Here is a 12,815-nt window from a genome sequence, read left to right on the forward strand (position 1 = left end):
CGAGGACTTTTGGGTGTATAAATTATTAATATTGTTGTTTTTTCCGATTATCGTTGGTGGCTGTGCGACGGTTGATCCTGCTTTCTATGAGGTAAATGCTGGTGACAGTAAGTCCGAGGTAATCAGTAAGCTGGGAAATCCAGAAAATCGTCAATTTAATGGTAAAAATGAGGCATTTCAGTACTGTACGACTGGAACAAGTTTTGGGGTTAGCACATATAATGTTATCCGGTTTTTCGATGGCGAAGTAACTGGCGCTAATTCGTATAATTTGTCGCGTGCCGGCTCGTGCTCTGGTCACTTTCAAACACTGAAGTGGGAAGATGCACCTGATACAACCATCGAGCTTCGAGACCGATAATATAACCAATCGCACCAGTACGCGGCCTGTGGCCGCCGCTGTGCTCCGCGTTAGCGTGCAGGAGAAAAGATGGAAGATCTGCCGGTGCATACCCGAATTATCGAGGAAAACAGAGAAGGCGGACTCCTGCTCTGCGGCATCAACCACGGCTACAGTAAACATGACGAGCGACAGGATGCCACGGGAATAGACCGATCGGACTCGCACAAGTCGTTCTTCTCTGATAGTGAGGTCAACGACTACCCCTTCAGAAACAAAATTGTTTCTTGGTTCGATCTTTGGGGTTACGAATTGGCGCGGAGCAAACGACTAGCGGGTCGGTTCGAGCGATCGATCATCCAAACCAACTGGCTACAGACCTGTTCAAACAATGTGCGTGGCGTGAACACTCAGCGTGCATGCATCGAGGAGCACAAGTCATTCCTAGAGACGTGTTCCGCCTTGAAACCTGGCATCATATTTTTCTTCGGCCAGGAACCGCTGTGGGCGTTTACCTCGCCGGCGCTCAGTCCGAAGGTGGAGACAATCTTCGGTGCCCGAACAGGTGAGATCCAATGGCTTCAGAAAACCATTTACTACAACGGAAAGCGCTGCACGCGATTCCGTTTCGGATTTCAGCAGTATGAACGGCTTGCTGTTGTCGCTCTACCGCACCCAACGGGTGCCCGAGGCATAGCAAGCGATTACATTGCCGCTTTCAAACCTGAGATGTCGAAAATCATTGATGTTTGGTGGGCGAAGCACGAAGAGACACTAACAAGGCGGTCGAGAGCGACCGGGTAAAGCGCTCGCGCGCCTCACCGATGGCGTTAAGTTTTTATGGCGAGAATTTCAGAGAAGAACGCACGTTTCAGGTCGAAAGAGACCATTTGTAATGATTTGGCTCGAGTGCTTAGCGCAGACCTGAGCTACGGAACCAAGTTCGCTGTTGTCTCCGAAATCACTTGGGTTTGGTCTGAATTTGACGGCAAGCACAAAGGCTGTAAATATTGGTCCAGTAAGGCATTGCAGTCAGGACTTCCGTACAGGGAGTTAGTTCACGAACATATTGTTCCAAAGAAGATTTTGATCAACTCTATTATCAACGATATCGAAAACTCGCCGCAGAAGATCTATGGCTTCCTTCAGCGTTTTTGCGTCGGGGTCGTTGTAACTAGGGATGAGGATTTTCTCCTGAACGCTGCTGGTTTGAGATCCAAGATGCCGGAAAATTGGGATGGTAGAGATCCTTGGGCCCGGTACAGCGAAGTCGAGATAAGAGTTGAGAAATTAGATACTTAAAAAGGAAAATCACGGCAACAGCCTTTCCGTTTCGGCTTCGCCTACGCTCCAAAGCTGCCCGTGTTGGCAGCGTATGAGCCAATCAACATCGAGAGTATGAATGGACGACAGAGTTAAAAAAATAGATACGCCAGAAAATAAATACTCATGCATATCTTTGTGATCACTGTCTATTCTTTTGGCTCGTCTGCTTCCTTCTTGTCTTTACGGGCTTGCTGCATTTGTTCATCAAGCCTGAGTGATTTCCGATCAGAAGGGCAGATCATCACAACGCGCTCCTCATCAACGATACTCAAGCGAGGTTTTATAGGAAGTTTAAGTAATTGCCGTGCATTTTCTTCTTCATCCATTAAGAGAAGAAGATTGTCATATAGACGCTTACGCACCCAGTGGGGCATTTCTTGAGGCTTATGATGGAGACGTACGTGGCTAAACAAACCTCTAAAAAATTTTTTCATAGCATCCTTCCTTACATCTGAAAAGGTAAAAAGGCATAAGAAATAACAATTATAATGAGAGAAAATAAAATTAGATGTAGCCCATGGGTACGGTCTCTAGCAGCCTGTTCATTTGCGGCAAAATACCAGCGATAGACTATATCATAGCTACCCGACATCATTTCCTGCAGTTGGCCAGCTACAGCCTCATCACTATTTTCACTGTATCTAAGTATTTTTTCTGCGCTTACAAGCTCTTCCAGATCGGGGGGATCTACGTATATAAAGCTTCTCTCAAGCCTGACTATAAGTATTGCTCCAGAGAGCAAAAGGACAATGCTTATAAAAAACATAATAGAAATTGCCATGTTTGCCGGGTAAGACCAATTTTCTAAATTTAAATGTGTGGCTAACGTCGACAAATTAAACACAGTGAAAGCCATCGCGGATACTGGTGTGGCCACGCTACTTCGAATCTGCTCGCGACGATCACGCTGCGACTGATAAAGGTCACGCATTACCTCAAAGCGTAAACGTATTGGATCCACACTTATTCTCCGGTTCATAACCAGCTAATTAGTAAACAGTAGGAACGCATCGCTATTTGTTCAAGCCACCATTACCATGGCCTGTTGCGGCAGTACCTACCCGAGGATACGGACCTCTCCGTCTACAGGCAGGCAGAGCTCGACGATTTTGCCGACTCACTGAAATACGACCACGCAAGACACTGGACTGGCAAACGCCGCTGAAAGTCTACGCCGAGATGCTCAAGAAAACTCGCCGGTCCGAGCACCCTTCAATAGCGTTGCACCTGGAACTTGAAACCGCCAATCTTTTTGGCGTATCACACATCAGATCATGCAACACTGGGTACTGGAGGAAATGACTCTCTTCCAGAGCAAAGAACCTGTCATTCTCGAGCTTAGGGTCATTGCCATTTATGGATCGGAAGGCTCCGCGGCAAGTAAAAAATTGGATTTACGGTATTGAAACGCAACAGCTTAATTGAGACCGTTCACTGACGGAGAGCCGGTCGCTCATGCAACGAGACGTTCAATGAAGAAGATATTCAGTGCTTGGCTATGTGGAATTTTCAGCTCCATGGCTCAAGCAGAACCTGTCAACGATAGCGACCTACCCGAATGGGCAGACCGCCATTTTTCTCCGGCCCATGCAAACGTGGCGCGATGGGTAGATACCACGTCACGAAACATCGATAGATTTTTCGGCACCGATGATTATCAAGAAGTCGATAACGAGTCTTACCTGCGTATCGGTCAGGAAGTCGATTGGCGAGAGGGAGAAGGCACTGATGTCGAGCTCAACCTACGTTATCGACTTGATCTGCCTACCTCGGAAGAACGTCTCAGGCTGCTTATCGAAAGTGACCCGGAAGAAGCCCAGGGTACCTTGGAAGAACAAGGTTCCGGACGCTTGGCCAGGGATCAGCGCGACCGGAGCACCTCCACCCTGGGCCTCGCCTGGCTAGAAAAGCGTGACAAACGCGAAACATGGAACAACCGTGTGGATAGCGGGGTGCGTTTGCGGTTACCTCTCGACCCTTACCTTCGTTTTACCAACGAACGGCTCTGGAGCTTGAATGAAAGCCCTTGGCAACTGGAATCCAACAATCGGCTTTCCTGGTTTAGCCACGATGGTTACTCGGCGAGAACTCGCTGGGACATGGGTCGGCCGCTCAGCAGCAGCCGGCACCTACGCTTTATCACCAATGTTCAGTGGCGCGAAGAGCACGACACCCTGGAATATAGCGAAACCGCCGAACTCAATCATCGAATCAATCGCCGCAGTGCGCTGCGTTACTCGGCAATTGCCTTGGGAGAAAGCGTTTCTGACCCGCGCTTGAACGATTACTATCTCCAGACCCGCTATCGTCGCAACCTGCACAAGGGCATTCTTTACGCCGACGTAATCCCTGAACTGCACTTTGCGCGTGAAGAGGATTACCACCCTCGCTGGGCCATGACACTGCGCCTGGAGATGTATTTTCACCGTGAATTTGACCGAGACTTTTTTTAAAACCCATTTTAAAGCGCCAACCACACCAACGATGTCAAAGTCGGCCTGGTCAGGCCGACTTTGAGCACTGCAGTTATCCTTTGATCCCAGATGTTAAGGCGCAAGGCATTAAAGGCGCAAACCCCCATCGCATTCCAGAATACGGCCGGTGTAATAATCGTTTGTAAAAATAAACTCCACGCTTTGTGCAATATTATCAGGCTCACCCAAGCGCTTCAGAGGCACACTCGAAGTAATTCTTTCCAGCATGTCCGATCGCATTGATTCGGTCATTTCCGTCTTCATGAAGCCAGGAGCCACACCTCCTACGCGGATACCATAGCGGGCCAGCTCGTTCGCCCAAGTGACGGTAAGCGACGAAATGCCGGCTTTGGCTGCGGCGTAATTGCTCTGGCCCATGTTCCCCACTTGGGAAATACTGGAAATATTGACGATTACCCCTTCATGGCCAGCTTCGATCATCTGGGTGGCGGCTTCACGACCACACAGAAAAACACCGGTCAGATTGATGTGGATAACCTGCTGCCAATCCTTCAACGACATCCGTTTGTCCACCTCACCTTCCTTGGCTTTAACCAACAAGGCGTCCTTAGTGATACCGGCATTGTTAACCAAGCCATGGATGGGTCCCATCTGCCTGGCAATATCGGCAAATCCTTGTATGACCGAATCTTCATTGCTCACATCGATAACAAAGCTCTCGGCCTCGATACCTTCTTCACGTAATTGAGAAACGGCATTGTCCAGCGTCTCGGCACTGATATCCAACAGCGCCAACCTTGCCTTTTGCTTACCGAGTCGTCTCGCCATGGCGAGACCCAACCCTTGAGCACCACCGGTAATTGCAATGACTGTATTTGCCAATTCCATTTTGCGTCTCCTTTCACTTCAACAATTTATCATCGACTCTATGCTTCTTTATCGCCAATCACAGTACTCATTCATTGTGCATCGCAGCATAGCGCATGACCTATAAAAAATCGAGCAACCCCCACACCCTTGTTTTTTGGTGGAATGCCACCACATTGACCAAGGACGTTATATTCGGAGCCAGCATGCCCATCTTGTTATTTATTTCATTATTTACCCTTATTGATTTTGTCATTCTATTTTCAGTGGGTAGTCAAATCGGCCTCCTGACTACCCTGGTTCTGATATTACTCACCGGTGTTGCCGGCTTGCACCTTATTCGCAAGGAAGGCGTGGCCACCTTGGCTCGTGCCAAACAACGCATGAATGCAGGAGAACTTCCCTCCGGTGAATTGCTAACCGGTGCGGCATTGATTTTCGGAGGTGCCCTGCTGATGGCACCCGGGTTTCTTTCCGACGCCCTGGGCTTTGCCTGCCTGATACCTGCTGCACGTCAGCTATTGCTCAAGGTACTGACTTGGCTGGGACTGCGTGCCGGAGGCAAGAAGCGCGCTCCCCATCACGACCAGGAGACTAATTTCACTCAACGGGATCGCCAGCCACGCCGTGAACAGGAGCCTCATGACCAGGCTTCGGCATCGAACAGCCAGCCTCTTGAAGGCGACTTCATCAGCCGTGACGAACCTTTTCATCGGCGCTAAGGGATACTCTTCGTCGGTGCTCATGAATACTCTGGTCATTTCAGCGAACAGGGATTTTTTTTGTGCCAACCCCTTGAAAGACTACGTCCAGCCCCCACTTTTGTGGCAGCACACAGTTCAGGTGATAACGCAGTTATCCGCGGTATCACCATCGACAAGGAAGGCGCCCCAGGCACCTTCACTTCCCGGCAGGCACCCCCTGAGGGAATGACACTTAGATAACCGCCCATGTGGGCCTTGATACTAGTTAGGAGAACGTGAGCATGAACATCCGTCCTTTGCACGATCGCGTCGTTATCCGTCGCGTGGAAGAAGAACAGAAAACTGCTGGCGGCATCGTGCTTCCAGGCAATGCACAGGAAAAGCCCACTCGTGGTGAAATTCTGGCAGTAGGTAACGGACGCATTCTGGAAAATGGTGAAGTTCGCCCGCTCGACGTCAAGGTTGGCGACAACGTGATTTTCAAGGATAGCTTCGGGGTCGAGAAACAGAAGATCGATGGCGAAGAAGTCCTGATCATGAGCGAATCCGACATTCTTGCGGTTGTTGAAGGCTAAGCGACTGCTTTTCTTCACCATCACGTTTCACGAACTCGATTTTAGGAAATAATCAACATGGCAGCTAAGCAAATTAAGTTTTCCGATGATGCTCGCAAGCGTATGGCGCGTGGCGTCGATATCCTAGCCAATGCAGTCAAGGTCACCCTCGGCCCGAAAGGCCGTAATGTCGTCATCGAAAAATCCTTCGGTTCACCCACCATCACCAAGGACGGCGTTTCCGTTGCCAAGGAAATCGAACTGAAAGACAAGTTCGAGAACATGGGTGCGCAGATGGTCAAGGAAGTCGCCTCACAGACTTCCGATGTTGCAGGTGATGGCACCACTACCGCCACTGTTCTGGCTCACGCTATCGTGACCGAAGGCCTCAAGGGCGTGACCGCGGGCATGAACCCGATGGATCTCAAACGCGGTATAGACCAGGCCATCGCTGCAGCGGTCAAGGAAATTCAGGCACTGTCCGTTCCTTGCACCGACACCAAGGCAATCGCTCAGGTCGGCACCATTTCCGCCAACGGCGACAAGCGCATCGGTGAGATCATTGCCGAAGCGATGGAGAAGGTCGGCAAGGAAGGCGTCATCACGGTCGACGAAGGTCGTGGCTTTGAAGACGAGCTGGAAGTTGTCGAAGGCATGCAATTCGATCGCGGCTACCTGTCACCGTACTTTGTGACCAACCAGGACACCATGACGGTAGAACTGGAAGATCCCTACCTGCTGCTGGTCGACAAGAAGATCTCCAACATCCGCGAATTGTTGCCGGTGCTGGAAGCCGTGGCCAAGGCGGGCAAGCCGCTGGCCATCATCGCCGAAGATATCGAAGGTGAAGCTCTCGCAACACTGGTGGTCAACACCATGCGCGGTATCGTCAAGGTAGCTGCTGCCAAGGCACCCGGCTTCGGCGACCGTCGCAAGGCCATGCTGCAGGATATCGCTATCCTGACCAACGGCACCGTGATTTCCGAAGAAGTCGGCCTGACGCTGGAACAGACCACCCTGGATCACCTGGGTACTGCCAAGCGCATGACCATGTCCAAGGAAAACACCACCATCATCGATGGTGCCGGTGCTGAAAACGACATCGAGGCGCGCGTCAACCAGATTCGTACCCAGATTGAAGACACCTCGTCTGATTACGACAAAGAGAAGCTTCAGGAACGCGTTGCCAAGCTTGCCGGCGGCGTTGCGGTCATCCGTGTAGGGGCCGCCACCGAAGTAGAAATGAAAGAGAAGAAAGCTCGCGTCGAAGATGCGCTGCATTCGACTCGCGCCGCCGTTGAAGAAGGCGTCGTGCCGGGTGGCGGTACCGCTCTGGTTCGCGTCATGGCCAAGCTCACTGGCCTGACCGGTGACAACGAAGACCAGAACCACGGTATCAACATGGCGTTGCGCGCCCTCCAGGCGCCGCTGCGTCAGATCGTTGCCAATGCCGGTGAAGAAGCCGCCGTGGTCATCAACCGGGTCAAGGATGGCGAAGGAAACTTCGGCTACAATGCTCAGACTGGTGAATACGGCGACCTGTTCGAAATGGGCGTTCTCGATCCGGCCAAGGTAACGCGCAGTGCCTTGCAGTCGGCTGGTTCCGTGGCCGGTCTGATGATCACCACCGAAGCCATGATCGCCGATGATCCCGAAGAGAAAGAAGCCGGCCCGGACATGGGCGGCATGGGTGGAATGGGAGGCATGGGCGGCATGATGTAATGCTGGCCTAAGCGCCTTTCACCCCGACGTCTCGTCGACTCAAGCCCCGCCCATGCGGGGCTTGTTTTTGGCTGCTACGTATTCTATTACCGGTTTTTTGTTACTATCGGCGTTTTCAATCTGGCGCCTCCCATGCTTCCTTACCCCATACTCAGCCGCATACGTATTGTCCTGGTTCAGACGTTTCATCCCGGTAACATCGGCGCTTCCGCGCGGGCGATGAAAACCATGGGATTGACCGACCTGGTGCTGGTAAATCCACGCGCCTTCCCCGACGAAGAAGCCACACGCCTGGCAGCCGGTGCCGAGGACCTGGTAGCCCAGGCGCGTGTCGTCACTTCCCTGGAAGAGGCGGTAAACGACTGCGTTCAGGTGGTCGGCGCCAGTGCCCGACTGCGTAGCCTGCCGCTGCCGCATTTCGATGAACCCGACGACATGGCTCAGACGGTGATCCAGAATGCCCATCAGGCACCGGTTGCTCTCGTGTTCGGCCGTGAGCGCTCGGGGCTGACCAATGACGAAATCCGCCATTGCACCCATCAAGTCAGCATTCCCGCCAACCCTGAGTACGGCATCCTCAACCTTTCCCAGGCGGTGCAGATTCTCGCCTATGAAGTCCATCGTGCCTGGCGCAAGTCTGCCGACAGTGCATTCACTTATCAGCGCCCGCTCGAAGATACGCCCCCCAGCCGTGAGCAGTTCATGCATTTTCAGGCGCATCTGACGCGAATGATGCAGCAAAGTGGCTTTCTTACCCAACCCCACGCGCGCACCCAACAACAGCTTCAGGCGCTGTTTACCCGTGCCCAACCCAGTCGCAAGGAGCTTTCCTTGCTGCGTGGCCTGCTCAACGCTCTGGCCCCCGAGGAAGACAAGCACTGAAACGCATGCCATAGTAGACAATAAATTAGTCTGCGAACCAATGAGATAACCATCATGCCTGCCACACCAACCCTGGTCGTCACGCGCCATCATGTGCTTTTACTGATCATCCTGGGGAGCATGGTGATCGCCACCGCCATGGGGCTGCGCCATGGCTTTGGGCTTTTCATGGCGCCCATGAGCAACGATTTTGGCTGGGGGCGTGAAGTTTTCGCCTTTGCCCTGGCCTTGCAAAACCTGATATGGGGGCTGACCCAGCCGTTTACCGGCGCCTTGGCGGATCGCTTCGGCGCGGCTCGGGTCATTGTGATCTGTGGCGCACTCTATGCCTTGGGCCTAGTGATGATGGGGCTTTCAGGCTCGGCCTTGAGCATGACCCTGAGCGCCGGGGTGTTGATCGGCCTGGGCCTTTCGGGTACCACTTTTTCGGTGATCCTGGGGGCAGTCGGACGTGCGGTGGCGCCGGAAAAGCGCAGCATGGCCATGGGTATCGTGAGCGCGGCGGGCTCCTTCGGCCAGTTTGCCATGCTGCCCGGCACCCTGGGTCTGCTCGAATGGCTGGGCTGGTCGGCGGCACTATTGGCCATGGGTTGCATGGCGGCCTTGATGGTACCGCTGGGCGCCATGCTGCGGGATAAACCTATGGCGCACCAGGCTGGGGATCTCAGTCTGAAAGCCGCACTAAATGAAGCTGCCGGCCAGCGAGGCTTTTGGATGCTATGCCTGGGATTTTTCGTGTGTGGCTTTCAGGTGGTGTTCATTGCCGTTCATTTGCCGAGTTACTTATTTGATAATGGCTTGGCGATACAGGTGGGCAGTACTGTCCTGGCACTGGTAGGGCTGTTCAATATTTTCGGCACCTACCTGGCGGGCTGGCTAGGAGGACACTTTTCCAAGCCACATCTGCTGAGTTGGTTGTATTTGATTCGTGGAGGGGTAATTGCCGCCTTTGTCTTTCTGCCGTTGAGCCCCATCAGCGCCTACCTGTTCGGTATCGCCATCGGACTCTTGTGGCTTTCCACCGTGCCCTTGACCAATGGCATCGTGGCCTCGGTGTTCGGTGTACGCCACCTCTCCATGCTGGGTGGCATCGTGTTTCTTTTCCATCAGCTGGGATCGTTCATGGGCGTCTGGATGGGCGGCTATCTTTACGATCTGACCGGCCATTATGATCTGGTCTGGCAGATCGCCATCCTGCTTTCGGTAATAGCCGCCGCCCTGCACTGGTTCATCAGCGAGGCGCCCTTGCAGCGCCCCGTTATCCAAGTGGTTTCTCAATAAACCAGTCACCAGGCAGGCACTTATCTGCTACTCAGCGTTCGCCTTTGCTGACTCGGCTTGCAGATGCTTCGCACTGTGCCAGGCGATCATGCGTTCCTCATCGGTGGGTATCACCCAGGCGCCTACCCGGCTTTCAGGATGACTGATGCGTGGGGCATTTTGCTGATTAGCCTCGGTATCCAGGGTAACTCCCAACCATTCACAGCCATGACAAACCCCTTCTCGCACTGCAGCCGCTTTCTCACCGATACCTGCGGTGAACACCAACTGGTCCAGCCCTCCCATGGCAGCCGCCAGACTACCGACTTCCCGCACAATACGATAAATGAACAGATCGATGGCTTCTTGTGCCTCGGGGGCATCGCTTGCCAGAAGCTCACGCATATCGCTGCTGATGCCTCCCGACACCCCGAGCAAGCCGGAGCGCTTGTAGAGCAGCTCACTGACTTCATCGACACTCATTTTTTCTTCTTCCAGCAGATGCAGCACCAGGCCCGGGTCAATATTGCCGCAACGCGTCCCCATGGGTAGCCCATCCACGGCGGTAAAGCCCATGGTAGAGGTTACACTCCTGCCATTGTGAATGGCGCACATGCTTGCCCCATTTCCCAAGTGAGCCACGATCACCCGTTCAGCTGAGGCGTCTTCTAGATGGCTTTCTAGATAGCCCGGCAAGACGCGATTGATATAGTCGTAGGAAAGCCCATGAAAGCCGTAACGCACCAAGCCTTTTTCGGTCAACTCTCGCGGAATGGCAAAGTGCTGGGACACCTCGGGTTGCGTGGTATGAAAAGCGGTATCGAAGCACGCCACCTGTACCAGGTCCGGGCGCTGTTCGGCAAGCATCTTGACCGGCGCCAGACAAAACGGCTGGTGCAGTGGCGCCAGAGAAATCAGGGTTTCCAGCGCCTGGGTGTTTTTCTCATCCAGCACTACCGGTGCATGATAATCACGCCCACCATGCACCACCCGATGACCGACCACGGCGATATCTTCAAGGTCGGGCTGTTGCTCGATCCATGTCAGCAAACGCTCAAGGGCGGCATGATGCTCCATGCCTTCCGGCAGTTCGCGCGCCTGCTCGGTTTCCACCGGCTCGCCCTGGCCATTCTTGAGAGTAAAGCGCGGCGTCTGACCGAGGCCGGAAAAGTGGCCCTGATAACGCATCTGAAAACGCGCCAGGCTTTCGTCGTCGTCATCGCCAGGAGCATACAGAGCGAACTTGATGCTGGAAGAACCACTGTTGATGACCAGAATATCCTTCATGAAACCGCTCCTTATGATAACGAATGCGTATTCTTCTTTCGATAATCGGACAACAATAGCGCCAGAGCGCAGGAGGCCATGCGCGTTATGGCATCATCGGCCCGGCTGGTGAGCACGATCGGCACCCGGGCACCCACAACTAGACCAGCCCCTGTGGCGTCGGCCAGATAGGTCAGTTGCTTCATCAGCATGTTGGCCGCCTCCAGATCGGGCGCGATCAGAATGTCGGCGTTGCCCGCCACCGGCGAGACGATCTTCTTGGTTTCCGCGGCCGTTTCAGAGACGGCATTGTCGAATGCCAGGGGTCCATCCAGAGTGCCGCCGGTGATCTGGCCACGATCCGCCATCTTGCACAGCGCTGCCGCATCCAAGGTCGAACTGATCTTGGAATTGACTGTCTCCACGGCCGAAAGAATCGCCACCTTGGGGTCGGTATTGCCCAGGGCGTGGGCAAGTTCGATCACGTTCTGCACGATATCGCGCTTGGTTTCGAGATTGGGGGAGATGTTGATCGCCGCATCGGTAATGAACAGCGGCCGAGGATAGGTGGGCACGTCGAATGCCATGACATGGCTGATACACCGCTCGGTACGCAATCCGCCTTCCCGCTTGAGTACTTGGCGCAATAGCTCATCGGTATGCAGGGCTCCCTTCATCAAGGAGTCGACCTGGCCTTCACGTGTCATGGCGACCGCTTTTTCCGCTGCCGCATGGCTGTGAGGCACATCGACCAGTTCGAAATTGGCAATGTCCACTTCCGCTTCGTCGGCGGCCGCCTCGATCTTGGCTTTCGGTCCCACCAGCACCGGTATGATCAAGCCCTGCTCGGCGGACTCAGTCGCCCCCAGAATGGAAACTTCATCCACCGGATGGACCACCGCCATACGCACGGCATCCGGATGATCGGCAGCAGTGAGTATCTCATGCAGCCGCCCACGCTCGGCCAGGCGCACCCGGGGCATGGCGGTGCGCGGACGCCGGATCTTTTGCGTAGGTGCCAATACCCAGGCCTCGCCTTCGATAACCACCTTGCCTTTCTGGTTCTCACAGCGGCAATCAAAGCGGATATGATGCTTTTCGTCTTTCTTTTCGACGGCCTTGACGCTTACCTTGAGCACGTCCCCCAGATTCACCGGCGCCTTGAAGGCCAACGTCTGCCCGACATAAACCGTTCCCGGCCCAGGCAACTGGGTGCCCAGCACGGTGGAAATCAGTGCGCCCCCCCACATTCCATGGGCAATCACTTCATGAAAGGTGCTGCTCTTGGCAAATTCATCATCCACATGGGAAGGATTGATGTCTCCCGACATGACCGCAAAGAGCTTGATGTCCTCCATGGTCAGGCGCTTTTCCAAATGTGCCTGATCCCCTACTTGAATTTCATCGAAGGTGCGATTCTCAATGAAACCGTTTTCCTTTGTCTGTGACATATTTCGAC

The 12,815-nt window shown here is 53.7% G+C and carries 14 protein-coding genes and 1 pseudogene; 10 read left to right on the forward strand and 5 right to left on the reverse strand.

Annotated features, from left to right (window positions below):
- Positions 1-13 precede the first annotated feature (13 nt).
- The 3 genes from GPM19_RS00630 (at position 14) to GPM19_RS00640 (ending at position 1,642) form a co-directional block, all read left to right on the forward strand.
- On the forward strand, positions 14-361 hold the full coding sequence (locus GPM19_RS00630) for a hypothetical protein (RefSeq protein ID WP_160416964.1): 348 nt from the start codon (positions 14-16) through the stop codon (positions 359-361).
- Positions 362-430: 69 nt separating this feature from the next.
- A complete protein-coding gene (locus tag GPM19_RS00635) occupies positions 431-1,144 on the forward strand; it encodes a hypothetical protein (RefSeq protein ID WP_160416965.1) in 714 nt (237 codons plus the stop codon).
- 36 nt (positions 1,145-1,180) lie between these two features.
- Entirely contained in the window at positions 1,181-1,642 is a 462-nt protein-coding gene (locus GPM19_RS00640) for a hypothetical protein (protein ID WP_160416966.1), read from the forward strand.
- 170 nt (positions 1,643-1,812) lie between these two features.
- Here the strand turns inward: GPM19_RS00640 and GPM19_RS00645 are convergent, their stop codons facing one another.
- Together GPM19_RS00645 and GPM19_RS00650 are read right to left on the reverse strand one after the other, a co-directional pair.
- A complete protein-coding gene (locus GPM19_RS00645; RefSeq protein WP_160416967.1) occupies positions 1,813-2,100 on the reverse strand; it encodes a hypothetical protein in 288 nt (95 codons plus the stop codon).
- 11 nt (positions 2,101-2,111) lie between these two features.
- Positions 2,112-2,627 carry a hypothetical protein gene (locus GPM19_RS00650; protein ID WP_160416968.1) on the reverse strand — a complete coding sequence of 172 codons (516 nt, stop codon included), beginning with the start codon at positions 2,625-2,627 and terminating at the stop codon, positions 2,112-2,114.
- Between the two features lie 75 nt (positions 2,628-2,702).
- On the opposite strand from GPM19_RS00650, the pseudogene GPM19_RS15315 reads away from it, so the two are divergent.
- Positions 2,703-2,885: pseudogene (locus GPM19_RS15315) on the forward strand (IS30 family transposase); the annotation flags it as partial.
- A gap of 298 nt (positions 2,886-3,183) precedes the next feature.
- A complete protein-coding gene (locus tag GPM19_RS00655) occupies positions 3,184-4,119 on the forward strand; it encodes a hypothetical protein (RefSeq protein WP_371829343.1) in 936 nt (311 codons plus the stop codon).
- A 108-nt stretch (positions 4,120-4,227) separates the two neighbouring features.
- Here the strand turns inward: GPM19_RS00655 and GPM19_RS00660 are convergent, their stop codons facing one another.
- A complete protein-coding gene (locus tag GPM19_RS00660; RefSeq protein WP_160416970.1) occupies positions 4,228-4,989 on the reverse strand; it encodes an SDR family oxidoreductase in 762 nt (253 codons plus the stop codon).
- Positions 4,990-5,174: 185 nt separating this feature from the next.
- On the opposite strand from GPM19_RS00660, the gene GPM19_RS00665 reads away from it, so the two are divergent.
- The 5 genes from GPM19_RS00665 to GPM19_RS00685 all read left to right on the forward strand — a co-directional run bounded on the left by GPM19_RS00665 (position 5,175) and on the right by GPM19_RS00685 (position 10,111).
- Complete coding sequence (locus GPM19_RS00665) at positions 5,175-5,690, forward strand: FxsA family protein (RefSeq protein ID WP_160416971.1); 516 nt, start codon at positions 5,175-5,177, stop codon at positions 5,688-5,690.
- Between the two features lie 263 nt (positions 5,691-5,953).
- Positions 5,954-6,247 (forward strand): co-chaperone GroES, encoded by a 294-nt coding sequence (locus tag GPM19_RS00670; RefSeq protein ID WP_160416972.1) that lies wholly within the window; start codon positions 5,954-5,956, stop codon positions 6,245-6,247.
- A 57-nt stretch (positions 6,248-6,304) separates the two neighbouring features.
- Positions 6,305-7,948 carry a chaperonin GroEL gene (gene groL / locus GPM19_RS00675; RefSeq protein WP_160416973.1) on the forward strand — a complete coding sequence of 548 codons (1,644 nt, stop codon included), beginning with the start codon at positions 6,305-6,307 and terminating at the stop codon, positions 7,946-7,948.
- A 147-nt stretch (positions 7,949-8,095) separates the two neighbouring features.
- Positions 8,096-8,830: an RNA methyltransferase gene (locus GPM19_RS00680; RefSeq protein ID WP_160417246.1), complete on the forward strand. Its 735-nt coding sequence runs from the start codon at positions 8,096-8,098 to the stop codon at positions 8,828-8,830.
- A 54-nt stretch (positions 8,831-8,884) separates the two neighbouring features.
- A complete protein-coding gene (locus GPM19_RS00685; RefSeq protein WP_160416974.1) occupies positions 8,885-10,111 on the forward strand; it encodes an MFS transporter in 1,227 nt (408 codons plus the stop codon).
- A 27-nt stretch (positions 10,112-10,138) separates the two neighbouring features.
- Here GPM19_RS00685 and GPM19_RS00690 read toward each other — a convergent pair whose 3' ends face one another.
- Both GPM19_RS00690 and GPM19_RS00695 read right to left on the reverse strand, forming a co-directional pair.
- Complete coding sequence (locus GPM19_RS00690) at positions 10,139-11,377, reverse strand: acetate/propionate family kinase (protein WP_160416975.1); 1,239 nt, start codon at positions 11,375-11,377, stop codon at positions 10,139-10,141.
- A gap of 11 nt (positions 11,378-11,388) precedes the next feature.
- On the reverse strand, positions 11,389-12,807 hold the full coding sequence (locus tag GPM19_RS00695; RefSeq protein WP_160416976.1) for a bifunctional enoyl-CoA hydratase/phosphate acetyltransferase: 1,419 nt from the start codon (positions 12,805-12,807) through the stop codon (positions 11,389-11,391).
- Positions 12,808-12,815 lie beyond the last annotated feature (8 nt).

The sequence above is a fragment of the Vreelandella zhuhanensis genome (assembly GCF_009793355.1).
Lineage (GTDB): Bacteria > Pseudomonadota > Gammaproteobacteria > Pseudomonadales > Halomonadaceae > Vreelandella > Vreelandella zhuhanensis.